19 protein-coding genes are annotated in these 22,479 nt (G+C 65.7%); 13 read left to right on the top strand and 6 right to left on the bottom strand.

Annotated elements, in window-relative coordinates:
* The first annotated feature begins 54 nt into the window (after positions 1 to 54).
* Positions 55 to 1,254: a DUF4105 domain-containing protein gene (locus VI08_RS14450; protein WP_045830304.1), complete on the top strand. Its 1,200-nt coding sequence runs from the start codon at positions 55 to 57 to the stop codon at positions 1,252 to 1,254.
* On the opposite strand, the gene VI08_RS14445 is transcribed toward VI08_RS14450, so the two are convergent.
* On the bottom strand, positions 1,255 to 2,649 hold the full coding sequence (locus VI08_RS14445) for a hypothetical protein (RefSeq protein WP_045830303.1): 1,395 nt from the start codon (positions 2,647 to 2,649) through the stop codon (positions 1,255 to 1,257).
* Positions 2,650 to 2,866: 217 nt separating this feature from the next.
* On the opposite strand from VI08_RS14445, the gene VI08_RS14440 reads away from it, so the two are divergent.
* Together VI08_RS14440 and VI08_RS14435 are read left to right on the top strand one after the other, a co-directional pair.
* Positions 2,867 to 3,889, top strand: a complete 1,023-nt coding sequence (locus VI08_RS14440) for a magnesium and cobalt transport protein CorA (protein WP_232309556.1) — start codon at positions 2,867 to 2,869, stop codon at positions 3,887 to 3,889.
* 4 nt (positions 3,890 to 3,893) lie between these two features.
* Positions 3,894 to 5,570, top strand: coding sequence for a dihydroxyacetone kinase family protein (locus VI08_RS14435; RefSeq protein WP_045830302.1), 1,677 nt, complete (start codon positions 3,894 to 3,896; stop codon positions 5,568 to 5,570).
* Positions 5,571 to 5,594: 24 nt separating this feature from the next.
* Here the strand turns inward: VI08_RS14435 and VI08_RS14430 are convergent, their stop codons facing one another.
* The gene (locus VI08_RS14430; protein WP_045830301.1) at positions 5,595 to 6,122 is read right to left on the bottom strand and encodes a hypothetical protein; all 528 of its coding nucleotides are present in this window, start codon (positions 6,120 to 6,122) and stop codon (positions 5,595 to 5,597) included.
* 107 nt (positions 6,123 to 6,229) lie between these two features.
* Here VI08_RS14430 and VI08_RS14425 point away from each other — a divergent pair, with 107 nt between their 5' ends.
* The 3 genes from VI08_RS14425 to VI08_RS14420 all read left to right on the top strand — a co-directional run bounded on the left by VI08_RS14425 (position 6,230) and on the right by VI08_RS14420 (position 8,216).
* Entirely contained in the window at positions 6,230 to 6,730 is a 501-nt protein-coding gene (locus VI08_RS14425; RefSeq protein WP_045830300.1) for an acyltransferase family protein, read from the top strand.
* Entirely contained in the window at positions 6,693 to 6,800 is a 108-nt protein-coding gene (locus tag VI08_RS22595) for a hypothetical protein (RefSeq protein WP_428992155.1), read from the top strand. The genes VI08_RS14425 and VI08_RS22595 overlap by 38 nt, the downstream gene beginning before the upstream one ends.
* Before the next feature lie 135 nt (positions 6,801 to 6,935).
* Positions 6,936 to 8,216, top strand: a complete 1,281-nt coding sequence (locus tag VI08_RS14420; RefSeq protein WP_198148960.1) for a glycosyltransferase family 39 protein — start codon at positions 6,936 to 6,938, stop codon at positions 8,214 to 8,216.
* Between the two features lie 25 nt (positions 8,217 to 8,241).
* Here the strand turns inward: VI08_RS14420 and VI08_RS14415 are convergent, their stop codons facing one another.
* Positions 8,242 to 10,338, bottom strand: a complete 2,097-nt coding sequence (locus VI08_RS14415; protein ID WP_045830298.1) for an alpha/beta hydrolase family protein — start codon at positions 10,336 to 10,338, stop codon at positions 8,242 to 8,244.
* Between the two features lie 184 nt (positions 10,339 to 10,522).
* On the opposite strand from VI08_RS14415, the gene VI08_RS14410 reads away from it, so the two are divergent.
* The 7 genes from VI08_RS14410 (at position 10,523) to VI08_RS14380 (ending at position 19,753) form a co-directional block, all read left to right on the top strand.
* Positions 10,523 to 11,818 carry a hypothetical protein gene (locus tag VI08_RS14410; protein WP_045830297.1) on the top strand — a complete coding sequence of 432 codons (1,296 nt, stop codon included), beginning with the start codon at positions 10,523 to 10,525 and terminating at the stop codon, positions 11,816 to 11,818.
* Positions 11,819 to 11,849: 31 nt separating this feature from the next.
* On the top strand, positions 11,850 to 13,160 hold the full coding sequence (locus VI08_RS14405; RefSeq protein WP_157006799.1) for a hypothetical protein: 1,311 nt from the start codon (positions 11,850 to 11,852) through the stop codon (positions 13,158 to 13,160).
* Between the two features lie 94 nt (positions 13,161 to 13,254).
* Positions 13,255 to 13,698, top strand: a complete 444-nt coding sequence (locus VI08_RS14400; RefSeq protein ID WP_045830295.1) for a pilin — start codon at positions 13,255 to 13,257, stop codon at positions 13,696 to 13,698.
* 307 nt (positions 13,699 to 14,005) lie between these two features.
* Entirely contained in the window at positions 14,006 to 14,440 is a 435-nt protein-coding gene (locus tag VI08_RS14395) for a pilin (protein ID WP_045830294.1), read from the top strand.
* A gap of 65 nt (positions 14,441 to 14,505) precedes the next feature.
* A complete protein-coding gene (locus tag VI08_RS14390; RefSeq protein ID WP_045830293.1) occupies positions 14,506 to 16,485 on the top strand; it encodes a hypothetical protein in 1,980 nt (659 codons plus the stop codon).
* Positions 16,486 to 16,541: 56 nt separating this feature from the next.
* Positions 16,542 to 18,470: a hypothetical protein gene (locus VI08_RS14385; protein WP_045830292.1), complete on the top strand. Its 1,929-nt coding sequence runs from the start codon at positions 16,542 to 16,544 to the stop codon at positions 18,468 to 18,470.
* 26 nt (positions 18,471 to 18,496) lie between these two features.
* Entirely contained in the window at positions 18,497 to 19,753 is a 1,257-nt protein-coding gene (locus tag VI08_RS14380; protein WP_198148959.1) for a lipopolysaccharide biosynthesis protein, read from the top strand.
* Here VI08_RS14380 and VI08_RS14375 read toward each other — a convergent pair.
* From VI08_RS14375 to VI08_RS14365, 3 genes are read right to left on the bottom strand one after another with little or no spacing between them, the layout of a single operon-like run.
* Complete coding sequence (locus VI08_RS14375) at positions 19,704 to 20,591, bottom strand: glycosyltransferase family 2 protein (RefSeq protein ID WP_045830290.1); 888 nt, start codon at positions 20,589 to 20,591, stop codon at positions 19,704 to 19,706. The genes VI08_RS14380 and VI08_RS14375 overlap by 50 nt on opposite strands.
* Positions 20,578 to 21,627, bottom strand: a complete 1,050-nt coding sequence (locus VI08_RS14370; RefSeq protein WP_045830289.1) for a glycosyltransferase family 4 protein — start codon at positions 21,625 to 21,627, stop codon at positions 20,578 to 20,580. The genes VI08_RS14375 and VI08_RS14370 overlap by 14 nt, the downstream gene beginning before the upstream one ends.
* Positions 21,624 to 22,409 (bottom strand): class I SAM-dependent methyltransferase, encoded by a 786-nt coding sequence (locus tag VI08_RS14365; RefSeq protein WP_045830288.1) that lies wholly within the window; start codon positions 22,407 to 22,409, stop codon positions 21,624 to 21,626. The genes VI08_RS14370 and VI08_RS14365 overlap by 4 nt, the downstream gene beginning before the upstream one ends.
* Between the last annotated feature and the right edge of the window lie 70 nt (positions 22,410 to 22,479).

The raw sequence follows: 22,479 nt of genomic DNA, 5'->3' as shown, positions 1-22,479 counted from the left end.
AGCCATCGCCCACAGAGTGGGCTCCTACATGATCCACTGCAATCTGGAAGCACCATGCGCCACGCCCTGCTCCTCCTGCTCGCCCTGAGCCTCGCACCCTCGCTGGCCCGTGCCGGCATCGTCGACGCGCCGGCGGCGGATATCCAGGTGTCGCTGCTCACCTATGGCCCGGGCGATATCTACTGGGAGCGCTTCGGCCATGACGCACTGGAAGTGCGCGACCCGGCCAGCGGCGAAGCCATCGCCTTCAACTACGGCGTATTCGATTTCGACCAGAAGGGCTTCATCCTCAATTTCGCGCGCGGCATCATGGCCTACCGCATGGATGCCGAGACCACGGCATCGGATGTGCAGTTCTACAAGGGCGAGGGCCGCTACGTGCACCGCCAGGTGCTCGCCCTCGACGCGACGCAGAAAGAAACGCTGCGCCAGTTCCTGCTTTGGAACATCCGCCCCGAGAACGCGGGGTACAACTACGACTATTACCTCGACAACTGCACCACCCGCGTGCGCGATGCGCTCGACAGCGCGCTCGGTGGCGCACTGAGCGCGCAGTGGCGGGAGCAGCCGGGTGGCATGACCTACCGCGAGCAGACCGCTCGCCTGATGAGCAACCAGGCCTGGCTCATGCTGGCCATGGATCTCGGCCTCGGGCCCTTCGCCGACCAGCCCATGACGGCATGGCGCGATGCCTTCCTGCCCATGGAACTGGAGGCGCTGGTGCGCAAGACCAGCGTGGATGGCAAGCCGCTGGTGCTGCAGGAAGACAACCTGGCCGACGCCACGTTGCAGCCGCCGCCGGACAAGGCGCCCGACCTGCGCTGGCCGCTGCTCATCGCGGGCCTGGTGCTGGCCGTACCGCTGGCCTTGCCCGCCCTCACGCGCCACCGCGGTGCCCGCGGCGTGTTCGTCGCCGCGGGCACCCTGTTCACCGTGTTCGCCGGCGTGGCGGGCCTGTTCATGCTCGGCCTCTGGACGCTGACGCTGCACCGCTCCGCGTGGGGCAACTTCAACCTGCTGGCCTACCAGCCGTTCGCGCTGCTCATCATCCCGGGCATCTGGCGCCTGCGCCGCGCGGGGCGGCCGCTGAGCCGCCTGGCCTCGCGCGTCACTGGCATCAGCCTTGCCGCATGCGCCATCGGGCTGCTGCTGCACCTGTGGCCGGATTTCCCGCAGCGGAACCTGCCCTGGCTGCTGTTCGCCCTGCCCTGCTGGGCCGCGCTGTTCGCCAGCTTGTGCCGCCGGCACGATTGATCACACCTTCACGGGCGCCAGCGACGCCGCCACAAGCGGGTCCTTGCTGCTGAAGGCGTAGCCGCACTCGGCGAGGTAAGTGGCGCCCCACCCCTTGATGCGGTCGATGTAGGCCACGCCGTCGTCGAACGCTTTTTGCGTGATCACCTCGCCTTCGTTGGCGAACATGCACAGCATGCGCATCTTGTCGCCGCACAGCCCGCTGTTCAGTGCCAGCACGGGCACGGCCGGCACGCGCATGGCCGTGCGCCGGTACCATCGGTTGAATGCGTACGGCTGGCGGTGCAGCGATGTCGGCTTGTCGCGCTGCAACCACAGGGCCCGCGCTTCGCCGAGGAAGATGCGCATGCGATAGAAGTCGTGCACCTTCTTCACGAAGGCAACCAACGCCTCGACCGCCGAGAACGCCACGTCGGCAACGATGCCCGCGATGCCCGCCGTCAGGCCCTCGAGGGCAAGCGACGCACCCCCTTTCAGCACGTGGTAGCCATCACTGGCCAGCGCGATATCCATGCCGCGCTTGATGCCGTCGATGGTCGTGGTGGGCACGCCGGGCAGCAGTGCCACGCGCTTGCCCTTCGCATGCACCACGTAGCGTTCGCAGCCATGGCGGATCGCCGTAGCCAGGCCCTTGGTGACGGCGACGCCGTTGGCGAGGAACGGCGATATCTCGTCCATCACACGCTCGGCGATATGGTCGCACACCGTCCTGAGGCCACCCGGGATCGCCTCCCAGATGGCCTCGGCCTTCGTCGGCTCGCCGTCGTCCTCGCCGTTGGCGGCCTGGGTGAACACGGCCTGGGCGATGGACGCTGCCATGCCCTGCAGCGCGGTGGAGACGCTGTGGCGCGACGCTTGCCGCTCCGCGCTGCCCGCGGGGAACGGCATGAGGCAGGCAGCGGCCTCGGCCGTGCGCTTCACCGCCGTGCCGATGCTGCCGTTGCCCTTGCCTTTGAGATCGAGCAGCCCATGGGTGACGATGCGGTACTTGCCTTCATCGCATGCGAGGTTGCCGAACAGGTAAAGCACACCCAGCCGGGCATTCAGCATGCCCTCGCCCATGAAGTCGGGCATGCCCATGCCGGTGTCGGTATCGCCGTGACCCTCGAGCGCGGCGAACAGCGCCGTGATGGACAGCTTCTTGTTGCGCTCGCTCTTCTTCCATGCGCCGGCACCGCCGCTCTTGTCCTTATAGCTCGTCCAGTCGATGAGCGCGGCGTGCAAGGCTTTCAACGTGGCCTGCGACGGCGTCTTCGTGTAGGCCTCGACGGCCTTGTCGAGCACGCCGAACTTGGCGCGTCCGGTCGGGTCGGTGAGGGAGACGGCAATATAGGTGTCCTTCTTCCATGTGGCGTAGTCGAACGGCAGGCTCGGCAGGGCGGGGGTAGTGGCCATGGGTTTCGCTCCTTGAATGGGTTCCTTGGTGCGGTGGCCGGGCGGCCGTAAGTTCTTGCCCGTCACAAAACCACCGCGCCCCCAAGGTATAAAAAGAAGCTACTCGCCCACATCGGGCTGTCCCCCAGCCACTTCGTGGGGCTTCGCTCACTTCGCCTCAGGCACGGCCTGAGGCGGCGTTGCCCCGCGGACCCCGCCCACGGCATCATCCCGACCCATGGCTACCGTCCCGCTCATCCCCGAACCCGCCGCCGTTGGTGCCGCCAGCGGCATGGTCGTCAACTGCGTCGCGTACAAGACCGATGGCAAGCGCATCGGCGACATCACCATCGACGCCATCAGCGACATCCTGAAGGAGCCCGATACGTTCGTATGGGTGGGCCTGCACGAGCCCGACGAGGCGCTGCTGCTGAAACTGCAGGAAGAATTCGACCTGCACGACCTGGCCATCGAGGATGCCCAGCTCGCACACCAGCGCACCAAGATCGAAACCTACGGCGATTCGCTGTTCATCGTGGCGCAGACGGCACAACTGGTGGGCGGCAACATCGCCTTCGGCGAAACGCAGATCTTCCTCGGCCGCCGCTATTTCATGACCGTGCGCCACGGCGCCTCGCTGTCGTACGCGCCGGCGCGGCGCAGCTGCGAGCAGACGCCCGACCTGCTGGCCATGGGCCCCAGCTACGCCCTCTACGCCGTGCTCGACTTCATCGTCGACAACTTCCTGCCCATCGTGCGCGACTTCCGGCAGGAGCTGCACGAGCTGGAAAACGACATCTTCGCCGAGACCTACAACCGCCAGACCATCAAGCGCCTGTACGACATGCAGCGCGAGCTGATGACCCTGCGGCTTGCGGTCGCGCCGCTGCAGGATATCGTCGCCCAGCTGGTGCGCCTGCATCCGCACCTCATCCACGACGAGCTGCGCGCGTACTTCCGCGACATCTACGACCACGTGTTCCGCGTCAACGAGAGCATCTCGGCCATGCGCGAAATGCTGGGCGCGGCCATCGGCGTGAACCTGGCGCTGGTGACGTTCGGCCAGAACGAGGTGATGAAGAAGCTGGCAGGCTGGGCGGCCATGCTCGCCGCGCCGACGCTCATCACCAGCTGGTATGGCATGAACTTCGCGCACATGCCCGAGCTGGACAAGCCCTGGGCCTACCCCACCATCACCTGTGTCGTCGCCTGCATCGTCGGCGGCATCTTCATCATGCTGAAGAAGAATCGTTGGTTCTGATCCCATGAAGAAAATCATCAACGATCCGCGCCATGTCGTCCGCGAGATGCTGGAAGGCGCGGTGGCGCGTTCGCCCGGCCAGGCGCTTCTCTCGAACGAGAATGTGGTGGTACGCAAGCAGCATGACGGGAATACCACCGTGGCCATCCTTTCCGGCGGCGGTAGCGGCCACGAGCCGGCGCATGCCGGTTACGTCGGGGAAGGCCTGCTCGCGGCCGCCATCGCGGGTGATGTGTTCACCTCGCCCAGCGTGGATGCGGTGCTTGCCGCCATCCGCACCGTGGGTGGCAGCGCGGGCGCCGTGCTGGTGGTGAAGAACTACACGGGCGACCGGCTCAACTTCGGCCTCGCCGCCGAGATGGCGCGTAGCGAAGGGATTCCCGTTGAGATCGTGACCGTGGCCGACGACGTGGCCCTGCGCGACACGGTGGCCGCCGATCGGCGCCGCGGCATCGCCGGTACGGTGCTTATCCACAAAGTGGTGGGTGCCGCCGCTGCCGCAGGCAAGACGGTGGTCGAGGTCGCCGACATGGGGCGCCGGGCGGCCGGTGGGCTTGGCTCCATGGGCGTGGCGCTCGGTTCGTGCACCGTGCCGGCTGCGGGCCATCCCGGGTTCACGCTTGGCGACGACGAGATCGAATACGGCCTTGGCATCCATGGCGAACCCGGCGTGCGCAAAGGCCCCATCGCGCCCGCTGACAGCCTCGCCGAGACCGTGCTCTCCACCATCATCGACGACCTTGCGCTCGCTCGTGGTGCGCGGGTCGCCTTGCTCGTGAATGGGCTGGGCGCCACGCCGCCGATGGAACTCGACATCCTGTTGCGCGGTGCGCTCAACCATCTCCATGGCAAGGGCATCGACGTGGTACGCGCGTGGTGTGGCAACTACCTCACCGCGCTCGACATGCCCGGCGCGTCGCTCTCGCTGCTGAAGGTGGACGACGAGCTGCTAGGCCTGCTCGATGCGCCCACCCATGCGCCCGCATGGCATGGCGGTGGAAAGCTCAACGAGGCGCCCATCCGCGAGGTGCCCGCCGCGGCAAGCGATGCCCTTGCGGCCACCTCACCCACGCCTGGGGGCGATGCCGTGCGCCGCGCGGCGCATGCCGCCGCACACGCGTTGCTCGCTGCCGAAGATGAACTTACCGACCTCGACGCGAAGGCCGGCGATGGCGACCTTGGCGCGAGCATGCGCCGCGGTGCCGAAGCCGTGCTCGCCCTGCCCGACCACGCGTGGCACACGCCGGAGGGCGCATTGCGCTACATGGCCGATGCCATGCGCAAGGCCATTGGCGGCAGTTCGGGGCCTTTCTATGCCACCGGCTTGATGCGTGCCGCGCGCGAACTCACTGACGTCGCCGAGCCGACGCCGCTGCAATGGCACGCCGCCCTCGCCGCCGCCGCGGACGCCATCGCGGAGCTCGGCGGCGCGAAGGCCGGCGACCGCACGATGCTGGATGCACTCTACCCCGCCGCCGATGCGTACAAGGCCGCGCTGGATGCGGGCATGGCGCCGTTCGAGGCGCTCGAGGCACTGCACCTCGCCGCACGCCGTGGCGCCGAGGAAACCGCCACGCTGAAGGCGCGCGCCGGGCGCGCTGCCTACCTGGGTGACCGGGCCCTGGGCATTCCGGATGGTGGTGCGGTGGCGGTAGCCGTATGGATGGGCGCGTTGCGCTAGGTGCTCAATATTCCCGAGCGGCCATCAACCACGCGCCTTCGGGTCGTGGACGATACACACATAGAGACCGACGAGGCTCACCGTGAAGGTTACGCCCGCAGCAGCAAAGAAGAACCAACCGAACGCGAGGAGATCCGCGAGCGACGTACCAAACCGGATACCCCGGTAATCGCTGCCGTCCCAGAATGCCAGGCCGGCGACCGCCGCCGAGCCGAAGAAAAGTAACGCAACGACACCCTTGGCTCGCTTACCGAGCGTGAAGTCCGCTCCAAACTTGATCACGACGGGGAAGCAGAGGGCGGCGGTCGTGGCGCCAGCCGTGGTGAGGGCAATCGGCCAGACACACAAGAAGTACACCCCGGCAAGGACCGGATAGCTGGAGTGTCTTGCCCAGTGGCGCGTCGGGATCCACGTCGCCTGCGTGGCCCAGCCGGCGAGCGTGGTGCCGACCTCGGGATGGTCCCTGGCGACGAGGGTCACGGTCGCGGCGATGGCGGCAATCGCGCCAGATGCAACCAGCCATGGTGTCGGCGAATAGCGCTTCGCATTCATGAGTGTCCCTGCCTATCGCGGCCCCTGTGCCGCCTTGGTGCATCTTGCTGGCGAGCGGCAATCTACTGACCGTTCATCGCCGTTGCAAGCCTGGCTATAGTGCGGCGATGCACTCCCAGCCCCTCGCCTACCGCCCCGCCATCGATGGCATACGCGCCATCGCCGTGCTCGGCGTGGTGCTTTACCACGCTGGTTTCGGGCCGCCGGGGAGCTTCGTCGGCGTCGACGTCTTCTTCGTGATTTCCGGTTTCCTCATTATTACGTCCATGCGCAAGGCCATTGGCGGCAGTTCGGGGCCGTTCTATGCCACCGGCCTGATGCGCGCCGCGCGCGAACTCACCGACGTCGCCGAGCCGACGCCGCTGCAATGGTGCGCCGCCCTCGCCGGCGCCGCGGACGCCATCGCGGAGCTCGGCGGTGCGAAGACCGGCGACCGCACAATGCTGGATGCGCTCTCCCCCCCCCGCCGCCGATGCGTAAAAGGCGGTGCTGGATGCGGGATTGGCGCCGTTCGAGGCGCTCGAGGCGCTGCACCTCGCCGCACGCCGCGGTGCCGAGGAAACCGCCACGCTGAAGGCGCGCGCCGGGCGCGCTGCCTACATGGATGACCGGGCCATGGGGATTCCGGATGGAGGTGCGGTCGCGGTAACCGTGTGGATGACTGCACTGGAGCACTGATCACGGGCACGACACCGTGTCGGCCGCTATAGTGATGCCTTTCGCGGCCTGACGTGGGCGTGCGTTCACCGTGGAGTTGGACCAATGCGGGACCCGGGCACCCATTTGAAGGCCACTACGTCTCACTGGGAAACGATGGCTATCGTCCTGCTGGCGGCTTTAGCCCTTGCCATTCGCCTTTCCTACGTGCACACGACGATCGTCGATCACCCGCTGCGTGGCGACGTGCGACAATACTTCGCGTATGCCCTCAATCTGGCCAACAACCACGTCTTCTCACTAGCTACTCCTGGGCAGCCACCTATCCCAGACAGTTTTCGTGACCCCGGCTACCCCATTTTCCTTGCCCTCGTTATCGCGATCTTTGGATCGGAGCAGGCGTTTTACCTTGCCACGCTCGATATCCAAGCGGTTATGGCTGCCGCCACGGTATTGATATACGTCCTGCTAGCGCGGCGATGGATGGGGATCGGAGCGGCCCTCTTCGTAGGGATAGGATTAACGCTGTGGCCGCACACCATCACGTTACCCGGCTACATTCTCAGCGAGACTCTCATGGGACTGCTGCTTGCGCTTGGCCTTTTTTTCACAGATGAGGCGGCTAGGCGAGAACGGTATACATGGTTCGCCATTGCAGGTTTCACGCTCGCACTCGCAGCCCTCACGAACTCTATTTTCACACCCGTCACGCCGTTGTTCGCCTTGATCGCAATGTGGCGTAATAAGCCATCGCGCAGATTGTGGACGGTTTTCCTAGTTGCGACGCTAGTGCCCCTTATTGGCTGGGCGCTACGGAACCACTTCCTACCGGAAGGGCAGAAGTCTGAGGACCGTGTAGCAATTAATTTCGTGCAGGGTTCATGGCCGCAGTACCACAACGCATGGAAGTCCTCGATCCTCAACAAGGACGAGGCATCCACCAGCGTCATGCAGCAGATGGAGGCCGAGTACTCATTATTCCAAGAAGCGCCCATGCGTGGTATGGGCGCCGTGGCCAGTCGAATCGGTGCAAGTCCCGTTCCCTACGTGATGTGGTATGCGTCGAAACCCGTTGAACTTTGGGGCTGGAACATTGGCATCGGCGACGGCGACATCTATGTGTTCCCCGTTTACAACTCGCCACTTTCAACGCCTGGCGTGATGAAAACAGCCACCGACATCATGTTCCTCATCGCCCCGCTCATCCTGCTTCTCGCGGTCGTGGGGCTGGTTGTGATTGCGATCGACTGGCGTAGCATGCCAGCCGCCCTGTGCCTGGGCGCACTTGCTGCACTGGTTCTTACGGTTGTCTGCGCGCTACTCCAGTCCGATGCCCGCTATGCGGCTCCTTACCGTGGCGTCGAATGGCTGCTCGCTGGGCTGTCACTGCATACCATTGCGCGATGGCGCGCGAGACTGGCACGGGTCGCGAGCTGAGGCTTGCGACCCGCGTCAGGCAGCGCTACTTCGACGACGCCTCGGGTGCAGTCCATTCCTTCAACCACGCATTAACCGTCTCATGCCACTGCACGCTGTTCTGCGGCTTGAGCACCCAGTGGTTTTCGTCCGGGAAGTGCAGCAGCTTGCTCGGGATGCCCCGGCGCTGTAGCGCCGTGAACGCGCCCATGCCCTGGGTATCGGGGATGCGGAAGTCCTTGCCGCTGTGCACGATGAGCATCGGTACGCGCCAGTCCTTCACATGGTTGACCGGGTTGAACTTCTCGTAGTTCTCCGGGTGGTCGAACTGCGTGCCGCCGTTCTCGCGCTCCTCGAACCACAGTTCCTCGGTTTCGTAGTACATGGAACGCGCATCGAAGACGCCGTCGTGGTCGACGAAGCATTTCCACGGCTGGTTCCAGTTGCCGGCCATCCAATAGACCATGTAGCCGCCGTAGCTGGCGCCAAGCGCGCAGGCGCGGTTGCCGTCGAGGAAGCTGTATTTCTGTAGCGCGGCGCCCCAGCCGGCCTTGAGGTCTTCCAGCGGCTTGCCGCCCCAGTCACCCGAAATGGCATCGGTGAAGGCCTGGCCGTAGCCCGTGGAACCGTGGAAGTTGACGGTGACCACGGCGAAACCCTGGCTGGCATACGTCTGCGCGTTCCAGCGGTAGCTCCAGCTGTTGGTCATGGCGCCCTGCGGGCCGCCGTGGATGATGAAGGCAACCGGGTAAGTCTTGCCCTTCTTGAAGCCCACGGGCTTCACGACGTAGCCCTGCACCGTTTCATTGTTCCAGCCCTTGAAGGTGTAGAACTCGGGCTCGCCCACCTGGGCGGCCTTGAGGCGCTTGGCATTGAAGTGCGTCACCTGCTTCAGGCTCTTGCCCTTCAGGTCGGCGGTGTAGATGTCGTCCGGGCGCTTGAGGTCGTTGCGGGTAAGCAGGATCTTCTTCGCACCGAGGGAGTAGGAGCTGATGGCACCGTCGGTGACCAGCATGGTGGCCTTGCCCGTGGCGACGTCGATGGCGAACAACGGGTGCTGGCCGTTGTCGTCCGTGGTGGTGTAGAGCGTCTTGCCGTCGGCCGACACCTGCAGGGCACCGGACGAGCGATCCCACGAGGGGTCGATCTCCCGCTTCTGGCCGCTGGCCAGGTCCATGGCCCAGATGCCAAAGCGGTCGGCTTCGGAGCCCGGCACCTTCATGGCGGTGTAGAACAGTGTCTTGCCATCGGGCGACACCAGCGGGTTCGCGTCCCACGCGAGGTTATCGGCCGTGAGGTTGGTCGGGCTGGCCGAGCCATCGGCCGGGACGCTGTAGATATCGAAGTTGGTGGACCAGGGCTCGGTCTTGCCGGCGATGCGCACGTCGAAGTACACCGTCTTGCCATCAGGCGAGAAGCTGAATTCGTCCTCGCTGCCTTCCGGCTTGCCCGGCACGTCGCCGTCGATGCCCTTGCTCAGCAGCACCGGCTGCGACGGCGCGCTCGCGTCGGCAATGAACAGCTGGTTGCGGCGGCCATCGGCCCAGGTATCCCAGTGGCGCACGAACAGCTTGTCGTACACGGTGCCCGTGGACTTGTCCTTCTCGCGGCCGTCGAGGCGTTCCTTGGTGCAGGCCAGGTCGGCGCAGTCGGTGAATACCTCGTAGCTCAGCAGCAGCTTCGCGCCGTCAGGCGAGACCTTGAACGCGTTGACGTCGAGCGGCGCGTCGGTGACGGCCTGGCCGGCATCGACGGTGAGCGCGAGGCCCTTGCCACCCTGCCCCGCCTCGAACGGCCGGTGGTAGACCTGCGCGGTGCCATCCTTCGGTGCCACGTAGTAGATGGACTTGCCATCGGGCGCCCAGCGCGCCGACGAGCCCTTCTCGACCACCTTCACCGGCTGCGGCGGCTTGTCGAGGTCGAGCACATAGATGGACGTGGTGCCCTTGTTTGCCGCGTAATCGGTGGAGCGCACTGCGAACAGGGCATAGCGGCCGTCGGGCGACAGCTGCGGGTCGCCCACGCGGTCCATCATGACCAGGTCACGGATGGAGAAGGGGTGCGGCGAGGTGCTGTCGGCGTCGGCGGCCAGGGCGGGGCCGGCCGCCAGCGCGAGCGCCAGCGCGGCGAAGAGGGGTTTCATGGGGTTACTCCCTTAGGGTTGTGCCGTGCGGGCGACGGTAAGGGGAGTGCCCTGCCAACGCAAGCGATGCCGTATGCTAGGTGCCTGGGCGATAGGGCGCGACAAGCGGGCGATTATGCGAGAAATCCACGGCGCGCCACCGGTGCACACGTCCATGGTGCGCAATGAAAGGGCGAGGCTTCCCATGCTCACCATCGTGGCGGCCGCCCTCCTCGCCGTGGCGCTGCGCTGGTACGTCGTCGTCCATGCGCAGGTGCTGCAACCGCTCGACGACCCTGAGGTGCGTGGGGATGCGGTCGACTACTTCCGCTACGCCTGGAACCTCGTGCACCACGGCACATTCGCCATCACGCTACCGGGCGCCGGCGCCCCCCTCCCCGATAGCTACCGTGATCCCGGATACCCGCTGTTCCTCGCCGCATGGATGGTGGTATTTCCCGCCTTCAGCACCTGGTATGCCGCTGTGTTACTTAGCCAGGGCGTGCTCTGGGGCATCACGGTGGCATGCCTTGGACTCGCCCTGCGGCGTGCCGTGCCATCGTGGGCGCTGGCTATCGCCCTATTCCTGGCGGCGGCATGGCCGCATACCGTGGCCATGTCGGCCTATGTCCTCTCCGAGAACCTCACCGCCGCCACATGGGCCGCCGCCTTGCTGGCTACGCAGCTCGCCGCCCGACAGCCCTCTGCGTTGCGCTGCATCCTCGCGGGCCTGCTTTTCGCTTGCGCCGGGCTGACCAACGCCGTCCTCGCTCCACTCATCGTGCCGGTCGCCGCCCTCCTTCGCTGGCGGCATGCGATGGCCTGGCAGCCGCTTGCGATCATGCTTGCCGCGGCACTGGCCCCCATCGCCGCATGGGGTGCCAGGCAGGCCGACCTCGCCGCGGACGGCACCTCCGCCTACAGGGCCACGCAGAACTTCGTCCAGGGCAGCTGGCCGCTTTACCACGAGGCCTACCGGCGCCATGCCTACGGCGATGCCGACGCCGACCGCGTGCTCGCCGCGATCGACTCGGAAATCGAGGCGGTGCACGCCGCCGCGCGGGATGGGTTGCGAATCATCGGCGACCGCATGGGCGCACACCCGTGGATGTACGCAGGGTGGTACGTGTCGAAGCCCGGCCTGCTATGGGGTTGGGATATCCGCATCGGCCAGGGCGGCATCTACGTTTATCCGACGCGGGGTTCGCCCTATGAAAAGCAGCCTGTCTTCAGGGCCACCGAAGCCATCGCGTTCGTGTTGAATCCCGTACTGGCCGTGCTTGCCCTGGGTGGGCTTGGCTTCGTGCTTGCACGCCGCGACGCACCGGCGCCACTCATTGTCGTGGCCACGACCGTGGCATGGGTTACGCTTGTTTACGGCGTCCTCCAATCCGAGCCGCGGTATGCCATTCCGTTCCGCGGCGCGGAATTCGTCCTTGCCGCCGTCGCGCTGGACGGGTTGCGCCGCCTCATCTCCCGACCGGAAACCCAGTATGCGTGACGCAGAAGCCATCTACACGCCGAGTCGCCGCGTGCGCATCGAGGTGGCGATCACCTGCCTGGCCACGGCACTCGCGCTGGCGTTGCGCTGGTACTACGTCGTCCACGCACAGGTGTACCAGCCGCTTCGCGACCACAGCGAATTCGGCGGTGCCGCCGAGTACTACCGGTACGCATGGAATCTTTTCCAACACCATGTCTTTTCGTCGTCGTACATGGACGATCCGCGCGCCGTGCCCGATACGTTCCGCGACCCTGGCTACCCAGCCTACATCGCGGCTTTCATGGCGCTGACGAGCTCATACGATGAATGGTATGCGGCGGTGCTGCTGAGCCAGGCCGTGCTCGGCGCCCTCTCAGTGGCCTGCATCGTGCTCGCGTTACGCGGCAAGGTGCCGAACTGGCTGCTAGCGGGCATCGCGTTGCTAGCGGCATGCTGGCCGCACTCGGTGGCCATGCCGTCCTATGTCCTATCGGAGAACGTGACGACATTTACCTGGGCGCTAAGCGCGCTGTTGCTGCGCGAAGCGGCCGACAGGCGGTCGCTTCCGTTCAGCATCGGCGCCGGCGTGGCCCTGGCCGCCGCCAGCCTGACCAACGCGGTGCTGGCACCGCTGGTCATTTTTCTCGTGCTTGTCCTCGCGCTGAAGAAGGCCATGCCCCGGCATCTGCTGGCAGGCCTGGTGATTGCCACCCTGTTGCCATTGGCAGCCTGGGGTGTTCGCAACAGCCAGGTGCCGGCCGTGATGACGTCGTCGTACCGTGCCGAGGTGAATCTCGTGCAGGGGTCATGGCCGAGCTATCACATCGTTACCCAGCTTTACACGCGGCACGACCCCAGGGGCGTGCAGGCGGCCAGCGTCATCAATGCCGAGATCGACCTGCTGCACGATGACCCCGTGGCGGGCCTGCGCCAACTGGCCGCCCGCATGGGCCGGGCGCCTGGCACGTACGCCGCCTGGTACCTCAGTAAGCCCGCACTACTCTGGGGCTGGCAGATCGGGCTCGGTGCGGGCGGCATGTATATCTATCCCACCCGCTTTTCCCCCTTCATCACCCAGCCCGCGTGGCGTGCCGTCGACGCCATCGCCTTTATCACCAACGGCCTGCTGGCAGCGCTCGCCCTCTTGGGCGTGGGGCTTTGCCTGTGGAAAAAGACAACATCAGTCCCGATGCTGGTTTTCGCCGTCACGGCGGCCTGGGTCACGCTGGTCTACAGCGTGCTACAGGCCGATCCCCGCTACTCGATACCGTTTCGCGGTGCCGAATTCGCCCTGGCCGGCTTTGCGGCGTGGATGGCCGCACGGGCGATACGTCGGCGCTCAACGGCGTCGCCGGAGTGAAGCCAATCACATTATCGGCGGGCCCCTGCCGGGCCCCTTAGCGATGGCACGAACCGTGCCTTCACAAGAGCGCAACCCACGAGGAAATCAGCTTATGCGCTCGTCCCACCGGTACCGCGAGGCCGGCTTCACCCTGGTCGAACTCATGATCGTCGTCGCGATCATCGCCATCCTTGCGGCCATCGCGATCCCGCAGTACCAGGATTACGTAGTGCGCACGCAGGCGAGCGAGGGCCTCATGGTGGCCGAAGGCGCTAAGGCGGCGATCTGGGAGTTTCGCCATAACACCGGTTACTTTCCCAAGTCGAACCAGTCTGCCGGCCTGCCATCGACCACGTCGATCGCGGGAAAATACGTTTCGTCCGTGAAGATCGAAACCACCGGCAAGGTGACGGTCGCCTACCAGACTCCGCAGGCGAGCGCGGTGATTCGCCCTACGACAATGACCCTCTCACCCGTCGACAACACGGGCAGCATCGGCTGGTCTTGTTCATCGACGCTCGCCAATCGCTACCTTCCGACCGTCTGCCGGAAGTGACGCAAAACGTCAGGTAATGACCCTAAGCGTCACTTCAAAAGTTGCCGCAATTGACTGAATCCGCGAATTTTTCTTGTTGATCGTCTAGCGTGATCCCGTGCACAATTCCCTTGCCGGTAAATATGAGCAAATACGCCGGTCGCGAGAGCATGGCACGCTAGATGCAAGCTTTACGACGAGCTTCCTGGTCGTTCCTGACCAAAGCAAGTGAGGGAGTGTATTCCTGCCCTTGCAAGTCAAGGGGAGGTGCTAGGGCTCAGGGGGCATCACTTTTTCGGTTAGCTACACCCAATAACGAGGAATACCCATGAAGAACGTCCAGAAGGGCTTCACGCTCATCGAACTGATGATCGTCGTCGCCATCATCGCGATCCTGGCTGCCATCGCCATCCCGCAGTACCAGAACTACATCATCCGTACGCAGGTTTCGGAAGGCATGAACCTCGCTGACGGCTTCAAGACCGCCGTGGCCGAGTACTACACGAACAAGGGCATCTGGCCGGGCGACAACAAGTCGGCGGGCCTGCCGAACACGGCGGCCTCGACCGGCGGCAAGTACGTGTCGGGCGTTGCCACGACCGCTGGCAAGATCACTGCCACTTACGGCAACCAGGCCAATACGAAGATCGCCAACGACACCGTTGCTCTTTCGGCCGTAGACAATGGTGGTTCGATCTCCTGGACCTGCAAGGGCACCGGCACGAACGTTCCGCCCGCTTACCTGCCGACCGCTTGCCGCTAATCAGCGTCTCGCACGCGTAGCATCGAAAAGGGCCGGCTTCGGCCCTTTTCTTTTGCGGAAAAACCATGGCACCACCGCTCCCCACCGCGGCTCGCCGCCTCATGGCGCGCGCGCTCCTGGCGCTCATCGTGTTGGCCACGTGGCTCGCCTACGCGCCAGGCCTGGACGGTACGTTCGTATTCGATGACTTCGGCAACCTCCCCGCCCTGGGTGCGGGTGGCCCGGTCCACGACATGGCCTCCGCACTGCGTTATGCCACCTCGGGCAAGGCCGACCCCACCGGGCGCCCCCTAGCCACGCTTAGCTTCCTGCTCGATGCCACCGACTGGCCGGCATCGCCCTATCCGTTCAAGCGCACCAACCTTCTGCTCCACCTGCTCAATGGGGTCCTCCTTGCGGGGTTCCTCGCGGCGCTTGGCCGAGCGATGGGCTTCGCTGGGCGCCACGCCACGAACGCTGCCTTGCTGGCCGCCGCCACGTGGCTGCTGAGCCCCCTAATGGTTTCCACCGTGCTGTACGTCGTGCAGCGCGAAGCCATGCTGCCAGCCACGTTCATGCTGCTGGCGGGGCTCTGTTGGCTCCGCGCACGATCGGCCTTGCAACCCACCGCAGCGGTGGCATGGATCGTGGTCGGCACTGGCGGCTGCACCTTGCTCGCCGTGCTTTGCAAAGCGAATGGCGCGGTCATCCCGTTGCTGGTGCTGGCCTGCGAGTGGGCGCTTCCGCCACCACATGATGGCCGATTCCGCCGCCGCCTCGCGGCCATCCTTGGCGGCCCGGCGGTCGCTCTCGTCGGCGGGCTTGCGTGGCTCGCCCTCGACGCGCTTGGGCAAGGCGTGCTGCCGTTTCGCGGCTGGAGCATAAGCCAGCGCCTCATCACTGAGCCCGCCATCCTCTGGCGATACCTGGGGCAGCTGTGGCTCGTGGTGCCGACCGACACCAGCGTGCTGCATGACGGCGTCCCCGCCGCGCGAAACCTCTTCTCCCCCTGGTACACGCTTCCCGCGATCGCCGGTTGCGTGGGCCTGCTGGCGCTCGCGGCCACAGTGCGACGACGCTTTCCCGCTCTCGCATTGGCCATCGTGTTCTTTTTCGCGGGGCACGCGATGGAGTCGACGTCGATTCCACTTGAGTTGTACTTCGACCACCGCAACTACCTTCCGGCGATGCTGATGTTCTGGCCACTTGCGCTGGCGGTCGCAGGCATCCAGCGCCGCGGCGGGGCGATCGTCGCCGCGCTCGCCATCGTCGCCGTCAGCGGCCTACTCACCCGCCAGAATACGCAACTTTGGGGTGATCCTTATCGACAAGCCATGGCCTGGGCCGCTACGAACCCGGCATCGCCGCGATCACAGGTGTATGCGGCACAGATGGCCGAAGCCGAAGGCCACCACGTCGTAGCCATGTCGGTGATGGCCGCCGCCACTGCGCGATTCGCCGAAGAACCCCAGGTCGCGCTGGTGATGATCGATGTGCAGTGCAAGAACGGCAGGCTGCCCGCCAGCGAACTTGGCCACGCGCGCAGCGCCCTCGCCAACGCACGGAGCGACCCCGGCAGCATGCTGTTGAACTGGTTCGAGGGCGCGATCACTACGGCTCGCGCGGGCCATTGCACGGGCTTTGCGCCTGCCGATGTCGCCATGCTGCTCGATGCGGCGTCTGGCAACCCCGTGCTGCACGGCGTGGATGGCCGACGCCAGGACATCGACCACCTGCGCGGCCAGCTCGCGCTAAGCGGTGGCGATGCAGCCACCGCGGCACGGTGGTTCGACGACGCATTGGCCGCCCAGCCGAACCCGGCGACCGCGTTGAGTCAGGCAGCGAACCTGGGCGCCGCCGGCCGGCCCGACCTTGCCCTTGCCCACCTTGACCTGCTCGCGCAACTACCCGGGCCCGACGAGCCCCGCTGGACCGATGGCATGGCATGGATCCATGCGAAAGTGCTCGCGCACCAGGCCTACTGGGCGAGCGAGGTTCGCCACCTCCGAACGACCCTCGAAAACGACCGGGCGCACGCACCCCGCCAGGGCACGCTTCGCCAATAAGGCGGCATCTGGGATACTCCCTGTTAGCTCCGCCTCCTTACCAGGTTCGATACCCCATGACGCCAGCGCGGTTCCAAAACATCAAGGCATGGCTGCTTTTCGCCTGCCTGGCGGTGCTGGCGATGGCCATCTATGGCACGGGACTACGTGGTGGTTTCATTTTCGACGACTACCCAAACATCGTCGACAACGCTGGCTTGAAACCCGCCGACGCCACCCTACCCAGCCTCGTGCGTAGCGCGCTGTCATCGCCATCGAGCGAATTCAAGCGGCCACTCGCTTCGCTCACGTTTGCGGTGAACTTCCTCGCCACGGGTGACGACCCCGGCCCGATGAAGGCCACGAATGTGGTGATTCATGTCCTGAATGGCTTAGTGGTTTTCCTGCTGGCGCGCCGCCTCCTGCGATTCGCGACGCAAGGCGACCCTAACGACCGTCAGTGGTGGGTCGCCGCCCTGCTGGCGGGCACGTGGCTGCTCCTGCCCATCAACCTCACCAGCGTCCTGTACGTGGTACAGCGCATGGAGAGCATCGCGAACCTGCTGGTGCTGCTGGGTCTGCTCGCCTACGTCCACGCGCGCGAGCGCATGCAGGTATCGCCGTCGCCAAGGTGGCCGCTATATGCGGCGGCCGGCGTCATCGCATGCACATGCATCGGCCTGCTCGCGAAGGAGATGGCCGCCATGCTTCCGGTGTACGCCCTGGCTACCGAAGCCACCCTCTTCCATTTCCGTTCGCTGCGGAAGAACGCGGCGGCACCGACACGCGACCACAGGCTCTTCGCCGCGTATGCCATTTTCCTCCTCCTACCTGCGGTGGCCGGGCTTTGCTGGTTGCTGCCTGGCTTGCTGGCACCCGCTGGGTGGGCCACGCGTAACTTCACCATGGGTACGCGACTGCTCACCGAGTTGCGCGTGGTGCCTGCGTACGCGGCATGGACCCTCCTGCCGTTGCAAGACGCGCTGTCGTTCTACCACGACAACTGGACGGTCTCCACCGGGCTGCTTTCCCCGTGGACCACGCTGGCAGGCGCACTCGCCATCGTTGCGGGCGCGTACGCGGCATGGGTAGCGAGGCATCGCTTCCCCCTGGTGACGCTCGGGCTGCTCTTCTTCGGCAGCGCGCAGTTACTCACTGGGACGATTCTCCCGCTGGAGCTGGTGTACGAGCACAGAAACTACTTCGCCAGCATGGGTCTCTTGCTGGCGGTGATCCCCGTCCTCGCTGCATCCCGGGGAACCCTGCCGGGCCCACTCGTGCGGTACGTGCTGCTGGCCCTGCTCGTCGCGCAGTCGACGATACTGCTCTACACCACGGCCCGCGCGTGGGACAACCCGCTTTCCCTCGCGCAGGAACTGGCCGCGCGCGCTCCGGATTCGCCACGCGCTCAGTACGAACTCGGCCGCACCTACATCATTCTTTCAAAGTACGACCCGGCATCACCCTTCACTTCGCGGGCGTATGCACCGCTCGAACTGGCGATGCGCCTCAACGGCTCCTCGATCCTGCCCGAGCAGGCGCTGGTCTTCCTGAACGCCCGGCTGCACCGGCCGGTCGAGGACGCGTGGTGGGCCTCGATGACGCACAAGCTCTCGGCGAACAGTGTCACGGTACAGGATGAAAGCTCGCTGGGCGCCCTGAACGATTGCATGCAGCGCGGGCTGTGCGACCTCCCCCCTGACCGCATGACGGCCGCGTACCTTGCCGCCCTCTCGCACCCCGCGCCCAGCGCCCGCCTGCTATCGATGTACGGCGATTTTGCCTGGAGCACGCTACACGATCGCGACCTGGGCTTGCGGATGAGCATCGCAGCCATGCAGGGTGCGCCGCGCGAGCCGGTCTATCGAATAACAGTCATCCGCATGCTCGTGGCGCAGGGGCGCATGGATGACGCGCGGACCGAGCTCACGACACTAGCCCGCATGAACGTTGGTGGGTCGCTTGATGATTCGCTAGACGAGCTGCGTCGCCAGATCACGCCCTGATGCCCGGCCCCCTCGCCCGCAGTAGCATGCAGACCACGGCGATGCTTGTTGTGCGGCTAGTCACCCAAGCTGCGAATCTGGTGCTGCTCACGCGCTGGATGGGGCCCGCGATCTACGGCCAGTACACCGCGGTGGCATCACTGGCGGTCGTCGCGTCGCTCATTCCCAGCCTCGGTGCTGGTTTCGTCCTAATGGCGCGCGAAGCCCGTGAGCCCGGGACGGGAGCGGACGTGGTCCGCTATGCCTGGCCACTGGCCTTGCTCCTGGGTTTCTTGCTATGCATCCTCTTCCCGCTTGTTGCGACCCACATCGGCGGCAACGCGCTTTCAGCCGCAGCGATCTTCACCATTGGCGCCACCGAGCTCTTGGTCGCGCCCCTATTGATGATTTGCAACGCGGCGCTGCAAGCCCAGCACCGCGCGGCAAGGGGCCAGGTGGTGCAATGGCTGCCGTTGGGTGTGCGCCTCATCGTGACCCTAGGTTGTTACATGGGGATCGTCGATGCCTCGCTCGGCGTCTTTGTGCTGCTACAGGCGGTCGGCGGCGCCGTGGGCCTGGCGACAGGCATCGCCGTGACCTGGGGCACGACGCACACGCCCTGGCGCCCCCGCCTGCCGACGCGAGGGGAATTGACCAGTGGCGCGACGTATGCCGCGATGAACGTCGTGGCGGCGAACCCTTCCGAGCTCGATAAAGTCCTGGCGATACGGTTGCTCGGTGACCATGCCGCAGGCATCTACTCGGCCACGGCGCGTGTCTTGAACGCTGTCATCACGCCGGTTATGGGGATGCTGCTTGCTGCGCAGCAGTCGCTGTTTCGTCACGGCGCCAATCCGGCGGTGCGTGGCACCCGTCTCATCCGTACCATCGCCCTGGCCAGTGCGGCGTGGGGTGTGGTTAGCGCCGTAGCCCTGGCCGTGTGTGCGCCCTTGCTACCTCATTTTTTGGGCCCTCGCTTCGACGAAGCCGCGTCGGTCATGCCCTGGGTATGCGCAGCGGCCCCGTTCATGGCATTGCGCCTGGCCGCCGGCACAGTCCTCGTCGCCCTTGGCAAACCCATGCATCGCATGGCGTTTGAGCTCGCCGGCATCGCCGTGCTGGTCATGCTGCTAGGCATCGGCGCACATGTTGCGGCTGCCCGTGGCATGGCACTCGGGCTCGCGGGCGCCGAAGCAGTAATGGCGGCGACGGGGTGGGCGATTGTCATGCAGGCGCATCGCCGGCTTACGGCGCTTACGGGCGGCGACCAGCGGCCTGCGATGCCATCGCACGATCCTGCCTGACGGCGAGCCGGTACCCCGCCCACAGTCCTTGCCAGGGCGCCACACTTCGATAGCGCAATGATCGCCAAGCGGCGCGCGCCAACAGGTAGAGGGCACGGCACGCTTTGATACCCATGCGCTCCAGCGGGCTCGTCGCCAGCCGCTTAGCGAGGAGCCAGTGCGACGCCGCCAAATGCGTTTCGTAGAATAGCGTGCGCGCACCGCTGCTTGCGGCGACCTCGTGGTCAACGAGTACACTGCCCGTCGGCTGGACGCGCCAATCCGGCGAACGCAGCAGACGCCAGCCGAGGTCGACATCCTCGCCGTACATGAAGAAGGCTTCGTCGAAGAGGGGCGCTACGGAAAGCGCAGGGGGAAGCAAGAGGCACGCACCACTGGGGAACGCAAAGGTGCCCGGGCCGGGCCGATCCGACTGCGAACCGAACCATCGATGCATGTGGCGCATGTGGACGACATGCCCCGCATGGTCAATGCCCGGCACGACCACGGTGTCGCCGCGGTGCCGCGCTAGCATGCAATCGAGGGCACCCGGGCGCAGGACTGCGTCATTGTTCAAAAGCAAAGCCGCCGCGCCGGGCCAGCGTGACTGCATGGTGGCAAGGGCCGCGTTGACACCCGCGCCGAAACCGAGATTTGCTTCACTTACCACCAGTTCAACGCGAGGGCCCAAGCCTGGGCGCAGCCGCGCCGCGGAAACGGCACCGTCGGCCGAGTTATCCCAGACCACCGCGCCTACCACGCCTTCGCGCAGGGCGGATGCGATGCAGCGCTGCGTGCGCTCCGCATCGCGAAAGTTGAGCACGATCGCGACGACCGCCACGACCTCAGTGCCGGCCACGGGACGTGCCTCGCATGACGTCGCGATACACGCTGACATAAGCCTGTATGTTTCGCGGTTCGCTAAACAGCGCCACCGCGCGCGCGCGCGCCGAATGGCCCATGGCCTGCCGCAATCCGGAATCGCCGAGCCGGCGGATCGCATCGGCCAGGGCCGGCACGTCGTTCCGGGGGACCAGCAAACCCGTTTCGCCGTCCGCGCAAACTTCAGCCGTGCCGGTGGTATTGAAACCTGCCACCGGTATACCGCACGCCATGGCCTCAAGTGCGACATAGCCAAACGCCTCGTAGCGCGTGGGCACTAGCGCAACATCGTACTGTCGGTAGAGGCCCGGCATCGCGGCCATGGGGAGACTTGGCAACACCTTGACGCCCGGTATCGTGGCGAATGCGGAGGGGAACGGCTTGCGAAGGCCACCCATGCAATGGATTTCGAATCCAGGTCCCAACCGCTTCGCCAGCTCGGGGATGATGTCAACGCCCTTCCACCTTGAAGGGTTGCCCACGAAAAGCAGGCGCAAGGGACCGGCGCGCCGAGAGTCCCCCGCTGGCGATGGCGAGAAGATATCCGTGTCGACCCAATTGTGGATGACCGCCGCGCGCCGCCCGGTGGCCACAAAGATTGCGGCGGCCGCATGCTCGCTCACGGTGGTGAGTGCGTCGGCCCGACGAATGGATGCATCGCCCGCGGGGCCCGTCACGCAGGTCTGGTAGATCGCCTGGGCACGGCTCCGCCACGGGATGAATTCAGGATGGCGCAGGTACTGGTGCTCGGTCGCGACAAGCGGCACGCCACGGAGCGCGAAGGCATGGCCGAGCGACGTGGATGCGTGGATGACATCGATGCCGTCCGGCAGCCGTACCCCCCGCAACATCCAGCTGGCGAACTCCCAGTGATGCGGGAACCACCGGATGGTCGCCTGGTGCCCCGCCCGGCCGAGCCCGTCCGCCAACCGCTGGGTAAAGACGTCCGCGCCACTGCCAGCGCGGATGGCGGGCAGCCAGATATTGAGTCGCGCCGCGGGCGTGCCCGTCATCGCGCAACTTCCTTTCGGCGATGCATCGGTGCAAACGCGACCATCACCAATTCCTCGCCGCCGCCCGGCACGATCGTCGCCAGGAAATTCGACCAGCGGCGGATCCAGCCGGCACGACGGGCGCGCTTTCGGTTGATCGCGTCACCGTGCGCAACGGCGATCGACGCGCTTTCTCGCACGATCTCGCGTGCATGGCGCCCGCGGCGGCGCAGCGCGGCACGCTCGAAACCTGCGTCGCTCAACATGCGCGCCATGGCCATACCGCTGGGGATGCAAAGGTGCCGCGGCACTTCCAGACCGCGCCACGATTCGCGGAAATACCGCGCACCTGGTCCGGTCGGGTTTGGCCACGCAAGCCAGACCATGCCGCCGGGCCTGAGGCGCCGCAGTGCGCAACAAAGGTTGGCATGGATGTTCGTCACATGCTCGATGCTGTGACGGAAGATGATCACATCGAACAAAGGAGCGATCGGTACCGCATCGCTATCCACGAATCCCTGATGAACATCCAGGCCTTGTGACCGCGCCGCCTGGACAGCGGATGGATCGGGATCCAGGCCGGTCGCTTGCCAGCCCAGTGATTCGGCCCGGCGGAGGAAGAGGCCATTTCCGCAACCCACGTCGAGCACACGGCGGTTATTGCCCTCGCCTTTCAGGAAAAGATGGGCGCCGAAATAGTCCAGCTGCAGGCGCCACGGCTCGATGAGCGTCAACAGGGCATGGCCCGGCCACGCGGCGGGCGCGCGATGGCCGCCGAAGCGACGGTTCAGATAGTCGTTCACGTAAGGGGCTGCACGGTCCGTGGATACGCTCCGCCCAGTCGATTCCGGGTGCGCTAGGTGCGTGTAGTAG

This window comes from Luteibacter yeojuensis, assembly GCF_000964085.1.
Lineage (GTDB): Bacteria > Pseudomonadota > Gammaproteobacteria > Xanthomonadales > Rhodanobacteraceae > Luteibacter > Luteibacter yeojuensis_A.
The sequence above is the reverse complement of the archived record's forward strand: the minus strand, read 5'-3'. Positions and strand labels throughout refer to the sequence as shown.